The organism is Sneathiella sp. HT1-7, assembly GCF_020731145.1.
Classification (GTDB): domain Bacteria; phylum Pseudomonadota; class Alphaproteobacteria; order Sneathiellales; family Sneathiellaceae; genus Sneathiella.
On the sequence record NZ_JAJFZN010000001.1, the window covers coordinates 492,581 to 506,756 of the forward strand.

General features: G+C 53.2%; 17 protein-coding genes. 5 read left to right on the forward strand and 12 right to left on the reverse strand.

Going from position 1 to position 14,176, the window contains the following annotated elements:
- Positions 1-5: 5 nt before the first annotated feature.
- The 7 genes from leuD to ffh all read right to left on the reverse strand — a co-directional run bounded on the left by leuD (position 6) and on the right by ffh (position 5,651).
- The gene (gene leuD / locus LKE13_RS02380) at positions 6-611 is read right to left on the reverse strand and encodes a 3-isopropylmalate dehydratase small subunit (RefSeq protein WP_227948093.1); all 606 of its coding nucleotides are present in this window, start codon (positions 609-611) and stop codon (positions 6-8) included.
- Positions 612-622: 11 nt separating this feature from the next.
- On the reverse strand, positions 623-2,029 hold the full coding sequence (leuC, locus tag LKE13_RS02385; RefSeq protein ID WP_227948094.1) for a 3-isopropylmalate dehydratase large subunit: 1,407 nt from the start codon (positions 2,027-2,029) through the stop codon (positions 623-625).
- 67 nt (positions 2,030-2,096) lie between these two features.
- A complete protein-coding gene (gene rplS / locus LKE13_RS02390; RefSeq protein WP_227948095.1) occupies positions 2,097-2,483 on the reverse strand; it encodes a 50S ribosomal protein L19 in 387 nt (128 codons plus the stop codon).
- Positions 2,484-2,499: 16 nt separating this feature from the next.
- The gene (gene trmD / locus LKE13_RS02395) at positions 2,500-3,201 is read right to left on the reverse strand and encodes a tRNA (guanosine(37)-N1)-methyltransferase TrmD (protein WP_227948096.1); all 702 of its coding nucleotides are present in this window, start codon (positions 3,199-3,201) and stop codon (positions 2,500-2,502) included.
- A 31-nt stretch (positions 3,202-3,232) separates the two neighbouring features.
- The gene (gene rimM, locus LKE13_RS02400; protein ID WP_227948097.1) at positions 3,233-3,787 is read right to left on the reverse strand and encodes a ribosome maturation factor RimM; all 555 of its coding nucleotides are present in this window, start codon (positions 3,785-3,787) and stop codon (positions 3,233-3,235) included.
- A gap of 12 nt (positions 3,788-3,799) precedes the next feature.
- A complete protein-coding gene (gene rpsP / locus LKE13_RS18845; protein WP_415776478.1) occupies positions 3,800-4,255 on the reverse strand; it encodes a 30S ribosomal protein S16 in 456 nt (151 codons plus the stop codon).
- Positions 4,256-4,289: 34 nt separating this feature from the next.
- Positions 4,290-5,651 carry a signal recognition particle protein gene (ffh, locus tag LKE13_RS02410; RefSeq protein ID WP_227948098.1) on the reverse strand — a complete coding sequence of 454 codons (1,362 nt, stop codon included), beginning with the start codon at positions 5,649-5,651 and terminating at the stop codon, positions 4,290-4,292.
- Positions 5,652-5,888: 237 nt separating this feature from the next.
- On the opposite strand from ffh, the gene dapF reads away from it, so the two are divergent.
- The 5 genes from dapF to LKE13_RS02435 are packed head-to-tail and all read left to right on the forward strand — an operon-like array spanning position 5,889 to position 10,380.
- Entirely contained in the window at positions 5,889-6,728 is an 840-nt protein-coding gene (gene dapF / locus LKE13_RS02415; protein WP_227948099.1) for a diaminopimelate epimerase, read from the forward strand.
- Entirely contained in the window at positions 6,728-8,005 is a 1,278-nt protein-coding gene (gene mtaB / locus LKE13_RS02420) for a tRNA (N(6)-L-threonylcarbamoyladenosine(37)-C(2))-methylthiotransferase MtaB (RefSeq protein ID WP_227948100.1), read from the forward strand. Before dapF ends, mtaB begins: the two co-directional genes overlap by 1 nt.
- Positions 8,002-8,943 carry a signal recognition particle-docking protein FtsY gene (gene ftsY / locus LKE13_RS02425; RefSeq protein WP_227948101.1) on the forward strand — a complete coding sequence of 314 codons (942 nt, stop codon included), beginning with the start codon at positions 8,002-8,004 and terminating at the stop codon, positions 8,941-8,943. Before mtaB ends, ftsY begins: the two co-directional genes overlap by 4 nt.
- A 16-nt stretch (positions 8,944-8,959) precedes the next feature.
- Entirely contained in the window at positions 8,960-9,535 is a 576-nt protein-coding gene (locus LKE13_RS02430) for a septation protein A (protein ID WP_227948102.1), read from the forward strand.
- Positions 9,532-10,380: a heme-dependent oxidative N-demethylase family protein gene (locus LKE13_RS02435; protein ID WP_227948103.1), complete on the forward strand. Its 849-nt coding sequence runs from the start codon at positions 9,532-9,534 to the stop codon at positions 10,378-10,380. Before LKE13_RS02430 ends, LKE13_RS02435 begins: the two co-directional genes overlap by 4 nt.
- Here LKE13_RS02435 and LKE13_RS02440 read toward each other — a convergent pair.
- Genes LKE13_RS02440 through LKE13_RS02460 form a run of 5 tightly spaced genes read right to left on the reverse strand, consistent with a single transcriptional unit; the run spans position 10,377 to position 14,173 of the window.
- Positions 10,377-11,135, reverse strand: a complete 759-nt coding sequence (locus tag LKE13_RS02440; RefSeq protein ID WP_227948104.1) for a DUF4197 domain-containing protein — start codon at positions 11,133-11,135, stop codon at positions 10,377-10,379. The two genes, LKE13_RS02435 and LKE13_RS02440, sit on opposite strands and share 4 nt — an antisense overlap.
- 24 nt (positions 11,136-11,159) lie before the next feature.
- A complete protein-coding gene (locus LKE13_RS02445) occupies positions 11,160-11,723 on the reverse strand; it encodes an NUDIX hydrolase (protein ID WP_227948105.1) in 564 nt (187 codons plus the stop codon).
- 37 nt (positions 11,724-11,760) lie between these two features.
- The gene (gene ccmI / locus LKE13_RS02450; protein WP_227948106.1) at positions 11,761-13,149 is read right to left on the reverse strand and encodes a c-type cytochrome biogenesis protein CcmI; all 1,389 of its coding nucleotides are present in this window, start codon (positions 13,147-13,149) and stop codon (positions 11,761-11,763) included.
- On the reverse strand, positions 13,146-13,640 hold the full coding sequence (locus LKE13_RS02455) for a cytochrome c-type biogenesis protein CcmH (protein ID WP_227948107.1): 495 nt from the start codon (positions 13,638-13,640) through the stop codon (positions 13,146-13,148). The genes ccmI and LKE13_RS02455 overlap by 4 nt, the downstream gene beginning before the upstream one ends.
- Positions 13,640-14,173 carry a DsbE family thiol:disulfide interchange protein gene (locus LKE13_RS02460; protein WP_227948108.1) on the reverse strand — a complete coding sequence of 178 codons (534 nt, stop codon included), beginning with the start codon at positions 14,171-14,173 and terminating at the stop codon, positions 13,640-13,642. The genes LKE13_RS02455 and LKE13_RS02460 overlap by 1 nt, the downstream gene beginning before the upstream one ends.
- Between the last annotated feature and the right edge of the window lie 3 nt (positions 14,174-14,176).

Sequence of the window (14,176 nt, forward strand, 5' to 3'; positions counted from 1 at the left end):
TCAGATTACAGCCAAGGCTGCTGCATTTTGCGGGTTTCTTCATATTCCGCGACTTTGTCTTCCTTTTTCATGGTCAACCCAATTTCATCAAGGCCCGTCAACAGGCAATGCTTGTTAAAATGGTCGATCTCAAAATGAATGACACCGCCGTCTGGTCCCCGGATTTCCTGAGCCTCCAGATCGATAGAAATTGTCGCATTGGCGCCGCGCTCCGCATCTTCCATTAGTTTACTGAGATCTTCAGGCGATACCTCAATCGGCAAAATTCCATTGCGGAAGCAGTTATTATGAAAGATATCGGCAAAACTTGTGGAAATCACACAGCGGACTCCGAAATCTAGTAATGCCCACGGTGCATGCTCGCGGCTAGACCCACAGCCAAAGTTATCGCCTGCCACAAGAATTTCAGCGTTGCGATAGGCTGGCTGATTAAGGACAAAATCCTCTACTTCGGTACCATCATCATTATAGCGCATTTCAGCAAACAGGTTTTTCCCGAGGCCTTTTCGCTGAATGGTTTTCAAATACTGCTTGGGAATGATCATATCGGTATCGATATTGACCAAAGGCATTGGCGCGGCAACCGCCGTGAGCTTATTGAATTTTTCCATTTTCTTATTCCTTATCCCAGGTCCCGCACGTCTGTCAGATGACCGGTCACGGCCGCAGCTGCGGCCATCGCAGGGCTCACCAGATGGGTCCGTCCGCCTTGTCCCTGACGCCCCTCAAAGTTCCGGTTGGACGTTGACGCACAACGATCACCCGGCGCGAGCTTGTCCGGGTTCATGGCCAGACACATGGAACAACCCGGCTGACGCCATTCAAATCCCGCGGCCTCGAATATCTTGTCGAGACCTTCGTCTTCTGCCTGAATTTTGACCAGTCCGGATCCCGGAACGATAATCGCGTTCACTGTATCCTTGACTTTCTTGCCCTCAACAATTTTCGCGACAGCACGCAAGTCTTCGATCCGGCCATTAGTGCAGGAGCCGATAAAAACGTGATCGACTTCGATATCGGAAAGCTTCATGCCGGCCGTCAGGCCCATATATTTAAGCGCCCGCTCAGCCGCACCGCGCTTGCCCTCATCCGCAAAATCACTGGGCGCAGGGACTGAGCCTGTGATTGGCAGCGCGTCTTCCGGGCTGGTGCCCCATGTCACATACGGAATCAACTCACTCGCGTCGAGTTCCACCTCCGTATCGAAATACGCGCCCTCGTCAGAATTCAGCGTCTTCCAATACGCGACGGCCTGCTCGTACGTGCCGGCCTTTGGGGCATAAGGGCGACCCTTGATATATTCAAAAGTGGTTTCGTCGGGCGCAATCAGTCCGGCCCGGGCGCCCGCCTCGATCGTCATATTACAGAGCGTCATCCGCCCTTCCATGGAAAGCGCGCGGATAGCATCACCAGCATATTCGATCACATGACCGGTGCCGCCCGCCGTTCCAATCTTGCCAATAATGGCAAGGGCAATATCTTTCGCTGTCACACCGGGAGGTAAATCACCACTGACGGTTACCCGCATGTTCTTGGCTTTTTCCTGAACCAGTGTCTGGGTGGCCAGCACATGCTCAACTTCGGAGGTTCCGATGCCATGCGCCAGAGAACCAAAAGCACCATGGGTCGAGGTATGGGAATCACCACATACGATTGTCATGCCCGGCAGGGTCAATCCCTGCTCCGGCCCGATGATATGCACAATCCCGCGCCGGTCATCAGTCATGGAGAAATAGGGAATGCCGAATTCCGCCGTGTTTGCTTCCAGTGTATCTACCTGAAGCTTACTTTCGGGGTCGGTTATTCCCTTTTCGATATCCTTGGTCGGGACATTATGGTCGGCAACCGCAAAAGTTGCGTCGGGGCGGCGAACCTTGCGCCCCGCGACACGCAACCCTTCAAAGGCCTGCGGGCTGGTTACTTCATGAACAAGATGACGGTCGATGTATAGAATATAGGCTTCGTCTTCCAGTTGATCCACAACGTGACTGTCCCAGATTTTATCGTACAAGGTTCTAGGGGTTCCCATTTTCTATCCTCGCAATTCGTCAAATTTTCTTATTCATTCATATTCCGCAGGCACATCAATCGGCGAACTATTCGCCACTTTTGCTGGCGTAACGGTCTTCACGGCGTTCGCGGATACGGGCTTTCTTACCACGCAGTTCGCGAAGGTAATAAAGCTTCGCCCGACGCACAACGCCCTGACGGATCACTTCAATACGGTCGATACGCGGAGAATAGAGCGGAAAAATACGCTCAACACCTTCACCGTAGGAAATTTTCCGAACTGTGAAGTTCGCATTGATGCCGCCGCCGTTACGGGCAATACAGACACCTTCAAAGGCTTGGATACGCTCACGCGTGCCCTCGACAACCTTCACATGCACCCGAAGGGAATCCCCGGGGCGAAACTCAGGCACAGGACGTTCTGCGGTGAGTTTCTCGATTTGCTCTTGCTCTAGCTTTTCAACCGTATTCATGGCTTTCACCCTTTTATCAAAAATTACGCTTCCGACGGTCCCACAGGTCCCGCCTTCGTTCCTTGGTCAACTCTTCGGACTGGCGAAGTCGCCACTCCTTGATTTTCTCATGATGTCCCGAAAGCAGAACTTCCGGGACCGCCCGGTCTTCCCAGACCGGTGGACGGGTGTAATGGGGATATTCCAATAACCCATCCGCAAAACTTTCTTCTTCCAGCGACTCACTGTTCCCGGTAACACCGGGCAGCAGGCGAACCACCGCATCCAATAACGCCAACGCCGCAATCTCGCCGCCGGACAGGATGAAGTCGCCAAGGCTGACTTCTTCCACGTTGCGGGTTTCCAAAACCCTCTGATCCACACCTTCGAAGCGGCCGCAAACCATAACCGCGCCCGGCCCGTCCGCCAGTTCCCGAACAAAGGCCTGATCCATGACCCGGCCACGGGGGCTAAAATAGATCACCCGCGTAACATCTTCGGACGCTGCAAGAGCCGCATCAATCGCCGGGCCTAATACATCCGGTCGCATCACCATTCCGGCGCCGCCACCAAAAGGACTGTCATCAACATTGCGGTGCTTGCCAATGGCAAAATCGCGAATATCTCTGACCGTCAGGTCCCAGGCTTTCTCTTCAAGTCCCTTGCCCGCCAGGCTTAGGCCCAACGGCCCCGGAAACATCTCCGGGAAAAGGCTTAAAATATGGGCGGTCCAAACCATCCGCTATTCCCTTTTCCCATCTCGATCCGCGTTACGGCTTCGCCGCACTCTCCGGGTTTTCCGGAACTTCAAAAAAGTCCTCACCTAACTCAACGACAACCCGCCCCCCGGAAATATCAACCTCCGGCACCATCTCGACGGTGAAAGGAACCAAGACCGCCGCCTTTTCGCCTTTCCCCTCAGGCACAATCTCCAGCATATCCCCTGCGCCAAAATCATGCAGGCGTAGAATAATGCCAAATTTCGTTCCGTCCTGAAAGAATACCGGCAAACCGATCAGGTCCGCATGATAGTATTCTTCCTCTTCTTTCGTTTCGGGCAATCTGTCCCGCGACACGTAAAGCTGCGTCCCTTTCAGGGCCTCGGCCGCGTTGCGATCTGATATACCCTTAATCCGCGCCACCGGCAAACCTTTGCTTAGGCCAACTATCTTCAGATTGAAGGTCATTTTTCCGGATGCATCCATCAAAGGGCCATAAGCACCAACATCTTCCGGGTTTTCAGTGAAGCTTTTGATCTTCACTTCGCCCTTGATGCCTTTGGCCCCGACGACTACGCCCATCAGCAGCATTCCCACCTCAGGCACAAGAATACGCCCTTAGGCCTCAGCCTTCTGATCCGCTTCCTCTGCAGGAGCCTCTTCAGCGGCAGCTTCCTCAACCGGTGCTGCCTCTTCGGCAGGGGCGGCTGCGGCTTCTGCCTCAGCTTCCTTTGCGGTCTGACGTGCTTCTTCCTGCTCCTTCAGCCGTTCCTGCGCCTTGGCTTTTGGCTTGGCTTTTTCCGGGTTGTTGCGAACTGGTTTCTCGCCTAGACCTGCAGTTGCCATCAAATGCGCTACACGATCAGTTGCCTTTGCGCCATTGCCGATCCAGTACTGGATCCGCTCCCCATTCAGGGACACGCGGTTTTCATCATCCTTCGGCAGCATCGGGTTGTATGTGCCCAGACGCTCAATATACCGTCCATCACGCGGGCTGCTGGCTTCAGCAACAACGACACGATAGAAGGGACGCTTTTTTGCGCCCTGACGGGTAAGGCGAATTTTAAGTGCCATATTACGTTCTTTCCTTTAACAAACTCGAATTCATTTATAACTTCATTCCTGGCGGCAAAAGCCCCTGCATGCCTCCGCGTGCAATGCCTTTTTTGCCAAGCTTCTTCACTTTTTTCATCATACCTGCCATCTGCTTATGTTGCTTGAGCAGACGGTTGACATCCTGAACTGACATGCCTGATCCCGCCGCAATACGCTTCTTGCGGGACGCAGCAATAATTTGCGGGTTGCGCCGTTCCTTCGGCGTCATCGACTGGATCATCGCTTCCTGACGAACCAGTAACTTGTCGTCAAGATTGGCGGCATCCAGTTGTTTTTTCATTTTGCCGACGCCCGGCAGCATGCCAACAAGGCTGTTCATGCCGCCCATTTTACGCATCTGGCGCAGTTGGCTCGCCAGATCATCAAGATCGAACATGCCCTTCTGCATTTTAAGGGCAAGTTTTTCAGCCTCGTCCTTCTCGATCGTCTCGGCGGCCTTTTCAACCAGCGAGACAATATCGCCCATACCAAGAATGCGGTTAGCAATACGGTCAGGATGAAAAGCCTCCAGTTCATCCAGCTTTTCGCCAGTACCAAGAAGCTTGATCGGGCAGCCCGTCACTTCGCGCATGGACAGTGCCGCACCACCGCGTCCGTCGCCATCTATCCGGGTCATGACAATACCGGTAACATCAACACGCGACTTGAACTGTTCGGCCACATTGACCGCATCCTGACCTGTCAGGCTGTCGACAACCAGCAGGGTTTCCGTCGGATGGCTTTCCTTATGGACGGCGTCCATTTCAGCCATCAGGGATTCGTCTACATGAAGTCGGCCCGCAGTATCGAGCAGAACCACATCAATGCCCTGCAGCTTCGCCGACTGAACGGCACGCTTCGCAATATCGACCGGCATTTGCCCTTCAATGATCGGCAGGGTCGCAATATTTGTTTGCTCGCCAAGAATCTTGAGCTGCTCCTGAGCGGCGGGGCGACGCACGTCGAGAGAGGCCATCATGACCTTTTTGCTCTGCTTTTCGGTCAGCCATTTGGCGATTTTCGCTGTAGAGGTGGTTTTACCGGAACCCTGCAGGCCGACCATCATATAGACAACTGGCGGAACCGCGACGAGATTAAGCTCCTGCTGTTCCGATCCCAGCATTTCGATCAGCTGGTCATGGACAACCTTAATCACCATCTGCGCTGGATTGACGGACTTCAGAACTTCCGTGCCCACCGCTCTGGTCTTTACGCGTTTGATAAAGCTTTTGACAACGGGCAGCGCAACATCCGCCTCAAGGAGAGCAACGCGGACTTCGCGCAACGCTTCCGTGACGTCTGCTTCCGTGAGTGCGCCGCGCTTGGTCAATCGCCCAAGTACATCACCCAGTCTGCCTGTCAAACTTTCAAACATTCGGCTCTAAACCCGTTCAAAATCCTAATTCTGACAACTAAGCCAAACAACGCAAAAAACGCCAGGGCGCGAAACTCGCGGGCTGGCGGATGCCTATTACGGCACTTGTATGTTGCGACTCGATTGTCGTGATTGGCTGGAATTAGCCATAGACCCCATCATAAGTCAAGCATAACCACCAATCCACTATGATAAATGTGCTGGACCGAAGGCACCGAAACGCCTATATCGCGGGGTATGGAACAGATACCCTTTATAAAGATGCATGGCCTTGGCAATGATTTCGTCATCATTGACGGACGGGCGACGCTGCCTGACCTCTCAGGACCAGCGCTCCGTGCCATTGCGGATAGGCATCGGGGCGTGGGATATGACCAGTTGATTGTCATGGAACCGACAGCGAAGAATGCTGATATCTTTATGCGTATCTACAATTCCGATGGCAGCGAGGCCGAGGCATGCGGAAATGCCACCCGTTGCGTCGCCCATCTCCTCATGGAGGAAGCGGATAAGAATGCCGTCACAATAGAGACCAGGGCGGGATTTCTAGCCGGAACGACCGAGGACCGTCATCACATTGTGATCGACATGGGAACGCCGAATCTGGGTTGGCGGGATATCCCCCTCTCCCGAGAGGAGGATACGACGCATATCAACCTCACCATCGGCCCGCTAAATGATCCGGTTGGCGTGAACATGGGCAATCCCCACGCGGTATTCTTTGTTGAGGACGCCGACGTCGTTGACCTTGAAAAATGGGGACCAATTGCTGAGACAGACCCGCTCTTTCCCGAGAAAGCCAATATCAGCATTGCCAGCAAGATGGCCAATGGTGATATCCGCTTGCGCGTTTGGGAACGCGGTGTTGGCATTACGCTCGCCTGCGGATCCGCGGCCTGCGCCACAATGGTGGCAGCAAATCAAAGAGGCATAGCAGGAAAAGAGGCAACATTGCACCTGAACGGTGGCCCGCTTGATATGCGGATTGGCGACAAGGGACATGTTTTTATGGGCGGCCCCATCGCGACATCCTATCGCGGCGTCCTAGGCCCCGATCTTTTGAAAGGGGCAGCGTAATGGGTGAGATCAAGCCGCTTGCCGCGCCCGAAATCATCACCTTCGGCTGCCGCCTGAATACTTACGAATCCGAAGTGATGCGCGGTCATGCAATGTCAGCGGGGCTGACAAACGCGATCATCATCAACAGCTGCGCCGTGACGAACGAAGCAGAACGTCAAGCGCGACAGGCTGTGCGCAAAGCGCGCCGGGAGCATCCCGACGCCAAAATTATCGTCACCGGCTGCGCCGCGCAGACGACTCCTGAACAATTCGCCTCCATGCCGGAGGTTGACCAGATTCTCGGCAATATAGAGAAGCTGGAGCAGCAGTCCTTCGGGCTGGAGCAGGCGGAGCGGATGCAGGTCAATGACATCATGTCAGCCGAGGAAACGGCGGGGCATCTTATCGAAGGATTCGATGGCCGCGCCCGTGCCTTCCTGCAAATCCAGAATGGCTGCAACCATCGCTGCACCTTCTGTATCATTCCTTATGGCCGCGGCAATAGTCGGTCCGTGCCCATAGGCGCGATTGTTGACCAGGCTCGCTCCCTCACCGGGAATGGATACAAGGAATTTGTCCTGACCGGCGTTGATATAACCGCCTATGGCGAGGATTTACCCGGCTCTCCAACCCTCGGGCAGATGTGCCGCCGCCTTCTTGCCGCAGTGCCGGAAATGGAGCGGCTTCGTCTTTCCTCCCTCGATCCTGTGGAAGTGGATGATGATCTTTGGCGACTGATCGAGACCGAACCGCGTCTGATGCCGCATCTGCATATTAGTCTCCAGGCGGGCGATGACATGGTGCTTAAAAGAATGAAACGGCGACATCTTCGCGATGACGTCTATGCCTTTGTTGAAAAGGCGCGTCGGCTCCGCCCAGAAGTTGTTTTCGGCGCGGATATCATTGCGGGCTTCCCGACCGAAACTGACGAGATGGCGGTCAACAGCCTCAAGCTGATTGAGGAATGTGACATCGCCTATATGCATGTCTTCCCTTATTCAGCGCGCCCCGGTACACCTGCCGCAAAAATGCCACAGGTTCCGGGAGACATCCGAAAAGCGCGTGCGGCTGATCTCCGTACCGCAGGCGACCATAATCTTGCGCAATTTCTAAAGAGCCTCGTCGGGACCGAGCAATCCGTCCTCGTTGAGAATGAAACGACGGGACGGACACGCCATTATGCACCGGTTGAGTTTAACTTCTCGGCAATCGGTGGCGAAATTATCCCGGTCAGAATTACTGGCACGAACGGTCAAAAAGTTTTTGCAGAACTTGCCGAGAATAAGGACCAATGAGCGAAACAAAAGAAAAAAAAGGCTGGTTCAGTCGCCTGCGTGACGGACTAAAACGTTCCTCTTCTGCAATTTCAGGCGGGATCACCGATATCTTCACCAAGCGCAAGCTTGACGATGACGTAATTGAGGAGTTGGAGGAACTACTGATTAGCGCGGACCTCGGCGTCGCAACAGCCGCCCGCATCTCGGCCAATATTGCTAAAACCCGATATGACAAGGAAATCGCTCCTGAGGAAATCCGCGCTGCGCTTGCGGAAGAAGTCACAGCCATTCTTGATCCAGTGGCCGCGCCTTTCGTCCTTGATGAAAGCCGCAAGCCTCACGTTGTTTTGGTCGTTGGTGTCAACGGCTCCGGCAAGACAACAACTATCGGCAAGTTCGCCAAGCAATATAGGGCGGCAGGCAAGAAAGTAGTTCTCGCGGCCGGTGATACCTTCCGCGCGGCCGCGGTGGAACAACTTCAAATCTGGGGCCAGCGCACAGGGTGCGACGTGATCACCACGAAGGTGGGCGGCGATGCAGCAGGCCTTGCCTTTAGTGCGGTTGAAAAAGCGAAAGCAGATGGCGCTGATCTGTTACTGATCGATACTGCCGGAAGATTACAGAATAAATCCGACCTGATGGCCGAGCTTGAAAAAATTCTTCGGGTTATAAAAAAGCTTGAACCCGATGCGCCGCATTCTTGTCTTCTCGTGCTGGATGCCACTACGGGCCAGAATGCTTTGAGCCAGGTGGAGATTTTTGGAAAAATCTGTAACGTTACCGGTCTGGTGATGACAAAACTTGATGGAACGGCACGGGGCGGTGTGCTGGTCGCGATCGCCGACAAATTCGGCCTGCCTGTTCATGCCATTGGCGTTGGCGAAAGCGAAGACGACCTGCAACCCTTCGCCGCAAATGATTTTGCCCGCGCCCTGTCAGGTGCCGGAGACACTTAAAAAGGACCATATAAAGATGGCGACTGAAAGAGCAATGCCAAAGGGGCTGAAACCGGCGACGGAGTTGGGGCCGATCCTGGTTTTCTTCGCCGCCTACTATTTTGGCGATCTTTTTATTGCGACGGGCGCCATTATGATCACGACGCTGATCGCCCTCGCGACATCATATTACTATACCCGAAGCCTCCCCATGATGCCCCTGGTCACAGCGGTTGTCGTGATGGTCTTCGGCGGGCTGACGCTTTATTTGAATGATGAAACCTTCATCAAGATGAAGCCGACGATTATTTACGCTATTTTTTCTGTCATCCTATTCGCCGGGCTGATTCTTGGAAAATCCTTTGTCAAAGTCCTGTTCGACAACTTCTGGGATCTTGATAATGACGGCTGGAAAAAACTGACCATACGCCTTGCTTCCTTCTTCCTTCTCATGGCTATCGCCAATGAAATTATCTGGCGTAGCGTTTCGACGGAGCTTTGGGTAAATATCAAGGTATTCGGCTTCACCGCCGCGACCTTCCTCTTTTTCGTCGCGCAGGTACCTATGATCACACGCCACATGAATCAGGAAAAAGCCGACACGGACACATGACCTTCCGTTACTTTCCTCTCGATGGCACGGATTTCCGCCTGACGATGGGATTGCAGGCGTTAAGGGACCGATCCTTCCTTGATATCGATAACCAATATGCAAAGGATATTACGGAAAAGCGCCGCCTATTAGGCGACTATCGTGATCAGGTTTTTGCCGAGACCGCTGGCACTGATCAAGCGCAACAGCATATATATCGTCTGATCTCGGAAGATCTCGCCACACATCATTCAAGGGTAACTCCAGCTGAGACGTTGGGAGAAGAACCAAGCCCGCTAGCCCAAGCGGCTTTGATGGTTCAGGAAGATCTTGTCCTGATGCGAGAAGCTCCAGAAGGCTATATCCTGGCTGCCGCCTGTGTTTGCTTTCCAACTGGCTGGAACCTTGCTGAAAAGGTCGGCCGACCTATGCAGACTATTCACCAGCCCGTACCCGGATTGAATGACCGATTGGGGAGTCCAATAGACCGGTTCTTTCGTAACCTGAAGCCTGGCAAGAAGGTAGAGCGGTTTAACTGGGGCCTCTATGACAGCAATGCTCTTTTTCAACCCGGCTGGTGGCGTCACGAACGGCCTGTTGACTGTTCAATAACTCCAGAAAATATTGGCGAAAAGATTTTTTTCCGCGTGGAGCGGCAAACCCTCCAACGTCTCGGTAACAGTGGGGATGTCCTCTTTACGATCCGCATTTTCAACAACAGCCTTGCCGAAATATGCGTAGATCGCAATCGCGCTGAATGCCTGCTCCATGGTCTTCAGACTATGGAAACAGACATGCGCGACTATAAATCACTTCCCCGCTATGAAACGCTGATCACGGATTACCTGAAAGAGGCGCTCACCTAGTTCCCGAATACTGTAGTCAGAATTTCCGTTGTCCGTTTGACCGGATCATTGCGGATGGCTGCCTCTTCCTGTGCAAGGTAGTAAAACAAACCTTCCAACGCCTGTTCCGTCGCATGGCCCGTCAGGTCAGACTTGATATCCGGTACAAGGGGGTAGGTTTTATATTGTGACACAAGATTATCATAAGCCGTAATCGCGCCAACATCCTGCAATGACTGTTCGATAATCGGGCGGACAGTCTCTGTCAAATCTGCTGTGGTGACTTTGCGGAAATACTGCGTCGCCGCGTCATCAGGGCCGCTATATATCCCTTGCGCGTCTTCAAGGGTCATTTCAGAAATGGCGTTATAGATAATTTCCTTGGTCTTGGGAGCCGCAGCTTCCGCACCTCTGTTCAGCCGTTCCTCCAACTCATCCGCCATGCCGGAGAGGCCAAATTTCTTTAACAATGACTGTGCTTGCTGCATTTTCTCGGGCAACGGGATATGGATCGCTGGATCGCCGTTATATCCGTCTGTTGTCCCAATCTGGCCAACCACCGTTTCCGTGCCGACCTTGAGCGCCTCTTTCAAACCCTCCGTGATCTGGCTGGTTGATAGATTACTCGCCGCACCGCTGCTGGATCCGCCCGAAGAAGACGATGTCGTATCGGTGATCGTCTTTTGCAGCTTGTCGAGCAGACCTGCCTGCAAATTTGTCGCGCCTGCGAGCACAAACGCGACGCCCATCGCTACGATTGCCATTGTTTTGTTCATTCTAGAAATCCTCAAATAAGCCTGTTAGCGACGTAAAATCTCATATGATTTTTCAAGCATTTCCCCCTCCGCATTGGAGAACGGCGCAAAATACTTAGAATCTTTTATCTGTCTATACTGATGTAGTGCCCAATAAACAGTAGGAAAGGCAAGATCGTTCCAAGGGATATCATCCCAATCAAAAAGACGAACTTCCAGCGATTCCGGCCCGGCAGAAAACTCCGGTCTATCCAGCACCGCACGATACATAACCTGAACCTGGCTAATATGGGTAACGCTATAAAGAGCAAGAAGGTCGCGTATTCGTATTTTGGCGTTTGCCTCCTCGAACGCCTCACGCATCGCCCCATCGGCCGTGGTTTCATTTTGCTCAAGATATCCGGCGGGCAACGTCCAAAAGCCTTTACGCGGATTGATCGCCCGCTTACAGAGCAGAAACTTATCTTCAAATGTAACAACGGAGCCCACAACTACCTTTGGATTATCGTAATGTATCCAGCCGCAATCAGCACAGACATGACGTTCCATATTGTCGTCAGCGGGGATCTTGCGCTCAAAGGCATAATCATCAGGATTTATAGACGCCACGGGCTAATTTCTTTCCATCCGTTAAAGCGTAACGGTATCAATTTTTGTTCGCGCCGGAAAGGCTCTTTATTGCCTCCGCCGCGGCGGTGTTCACGGCACTTCCTGTTTCTGTCACGGCCTGAAGCCGGGCCCATATATGGATTGCCTCGGCATTATTTCCGCTCGCGGCTTCGGCAACACCAAGATACCAAAGAGCCTGGGGATGATCCGGGTTTTGATCAAGAACCATTCGGTATAGTTCAACTGCAGAAGCAGGAGGTACACCCGTATCGCCTGCCGCCTGAACATGTGAGAGTGCTTCTGCCTGAAGCGCCTCTAAATCGTCAGGTTTCAAAGCGCGGGCTCGAGCGTAAGCATCGGCAGCACTCTTATAATTCTGAAGCGTGCGATAGGCCTGCCCTAGCCGCATAAGTCCTTCATAATCCGGAGCCTCTTCCATGCGCGTGGCCAGTCGATCCACCATTGAAGCTATCATTTCCTGTCGATCTTCTGGCGACATCTCTGCCGCTGCCTCAATATCCTCGGAACTCGGACCGGCTTGTTCTACCGCTGCGATCTTCTGATCGAAGAGATCACCAATATCAGTGTTGGTTTCTTCGGCGGTCTGTTCAATCCGTCGCGCGAGAACTGGCATGAAAGGGGCATCTGCCGGGCTTTCCTCATAAAGCGCGATCCAACTTTTGAGTGCGCCCGACGGATCCCCAGCCTGCGCATCGCGAAGGGCAAGGTAATAACGCGCACCCGGATTATTGGGGTTCAGCGTCGCCGCAGCCTCGAACGCCTCTTCCGCGGCCGGCGTGATTGTCCCGTCTGATGCAAAATAGTAGTTTTCACCCGCCCCAATAAAAAGCTCTGCAGAGTTCGGAGCAAGCAGGGTCGCTTTCATATAAGTTTCCGCGGCTTCATTATATCGCTCCAGACGGGTTAACGTCCGGGCCAGCAGAACCCAGCCGTCGAGATTATCCGGCTGCGCCTTCAGCGCATCAACAAGCCGCTGGATCAAGACTTTAACGTCCTGTGTTTCAAGTGCCGCTCTCTCCGCCTCGATATTGCGGGCCATCAAAGGTCGGGCGGAGGTGTTCGGCGACCCAAGGTCGGCATAAAGCGCAAATGAAATGGCCGGGACTGAAATTGCAAGAACCAAAGCGATCGGCCAACCGACCTGCCGCCCCGAGTAGGAGGACACTTTTTCATCCAACCGTCCCATACGGAGCATGCGCCGCTTGATTTCCACTCCCATGGACTCAGCCTCTGCCTTGCCAACAATACCGCGTGAGACATCGGACGCGAGTTCATCCAATTGCTGTTTGTAGACCTCAAGCCCCTGATCCGCATGATCGCGCAAATCGCGGCCTTCGCGCAGGAAAGGCCAGACAAGAATAATAATCACGACAAGCAGGATTATCGAAAAAACGATCCAGATCATGCGTTTTTCCCGGGCTCATCCGAATTCAACAACTCGTTGATTTTCGTTTCTTCCTCCGCGGAAAGCTTGATGGATTTCTCCCCATCAACCTCGCGATTGCGGCTTCGCAGAAAAACAAGCATTGCAAAAGCACCAAGAAGGAAGATCAGCGCAGGACCAAGCCAAAGAAATAGAGTGGTCATTTTAAATGGCGGGTCGAGAAGAACCCAATCCCCAAAGCGAGCGACTAGGAACGCTCTGACCTCATCGTCCGTTTCCCCGAAGGCGATCCGTTCCCTGACAATCTGACGAAGGTCTTTCGCAAGGTCCGCGTTGCTATCGAGAATTGACTGGTTCTGGCATACTAGACAGCGGATTTCGCCAGAAATGTCTCTTGCGCGTGCCTCCTGTGCCGGGTCCTCCAGTTTTTTCTCAATAAAGACAGCCGACGCAGAAATGACGATTAAAGGCACAAGCACCATGGCCAGCATTACCGGACGGAGGAATGACATCACGATCCTGCCTCATTTAAAAGCGGGAGGATGCGGCTTTCAAACATATCCCTGCTGACCGGCCCAATAATTTTATCGAGAATTTTACCATCAGGACTGATGATAAAGGTTTCCGGAACCCCATAAACGCCGAAATCAATACCAACCCGGCCTTTCAGATCCATGCCAGTGCGTTTATATGGATTTCCGTGACGTGCGAGCCATTGCGCGGCGGCCTCGGGCGTATCCTTATAGTTCAAGCCGTAGATATCGACTGTATCCTGCGTCTTCAATTCCATGAAGAAGGGATGCTCCGCCATACAAGCAACACACCAGGACGCGAAGACATTCAGCAAGACAACTTTCCCCGTCGCGAGATCCGTTTGCGCCAAGCCCGGCCCGTAGCCAGGTACAGGTTCCAATGCAAACTCGGGCGCTGGTTTACTGACCAACTCCGTCGGAATTTCCGTTGGGTTCAAATTAAAAAGTGCATACCACATCACCGCGGCGATACCGGAGAAAGTCAGTACAGGGATAAGAAACCGAAACCGCATCAA

Excerpts from the sequence above, each read along its gene's own strand:
- leuD (WP_227948093.1), bottom strand. The coding sequence starts at position 611 with ATGGAAAAATTCAATAAGCTCACGGCGGTTGCCGCGCCAATGCCTTTG.
- leuC (WP_227948094.1), bottom strand. The coding sequence starts at position 2,029 with ATGGGAACCCCTAGAACCTTGTACGATAAAATCTGGGACAGTCACGTT.
- rplS (WP_227948095.1), bottom strand. The coding sequence starts at position 2,483 with ATGAATACGGTTGAAAAGCTAGAGCAAGAGCAAATCGAGAAACTCACC.
- trmD (WP_227948096.1), bottom strand. The coding sequence starts at position 3,201 with ATGGTTTGGACCGCCCATATTTTAAGCCTTTTCCCGGAGATGTTTCCG.
- rpsP (WP_415776478.1), bottom strand. The coding sequence starts at position 4,255 with ATGGCACTTAAAATTCGCCTTACCCGTCAGGGCGCAAAAAAGCGTCCC.
- ffh (WP_227948098.1), bottom strand. The coding sequence starts at position 5,651 with ATGTTTGAAAGTTTGACAGGCAGACTGGGTGATGTACTTGGGCGATTG.
- dapF (WP_227948099.1), top strand. The coding sequence starts at position 5,889 with ATGGAACAGATACCCTTTATAAAGATGCATGGCCTTGGCAATGATTTC.
- mtaB (WP_227948100.1), top strand. The coding sequence starts at position 6,728 with ATGGGTGAGATCAAGCCGCTTGCCGCGCCCGAAATCATCACCTTCGGC.
- ftsY (WP_227948101.1), top strand. The coding sequence starts at position 8,002 with ATGAGCGAAACAAAAGAAAAAAAAGGCTGGTTCAGTCGCCTGCGTGAC.
- LKE13_RS02430 (WP_227948102.1), top strand. The coding sequence starts at position 8,960 with ATGGCGACTGAAAGAGCAATGCCAAAGGGGCTGAAACCGGCGACGGAG.
- LKE13_RS02435 (WP_227948103.1), top strand. The coding sequence starts at position 9,532 with ATGACCTTCCGTTACTTTCCTCTCGATGGCACGGATTTCCGCCTGACG.
- LKE13_RS02440 (WP_227948104.1), bottom strand. The coding sequence starts at position 11,135 with ATGAACAAAACAATGGCAATCGTAGCGATGGGCGTCGCGTTTGTGCTC.
- ccmI (WP_227948106.1), bottom strand. The coding sequence starts at position 13,149 with ATGATCTGGATCGTTTTTTCGATAATCCTGCTTGTCGTGATTATTATT.
- LKE13_RS02455 (WP_227948107.1), bottom strand. The coding sequence starts at position 13,640 with ATGTCATTCCTCCGTCCGGTAATGCTGGCCATGGTGCTTGTGCCTTTA.
- LKE13_RS02460 (WP_227948108.1), bottom strand. The coding sequence starts at position 14,173 with ATGCGGTTTCGGTTTCTTATCCCTGTACTGACTTTCTCCGGTATCGCC.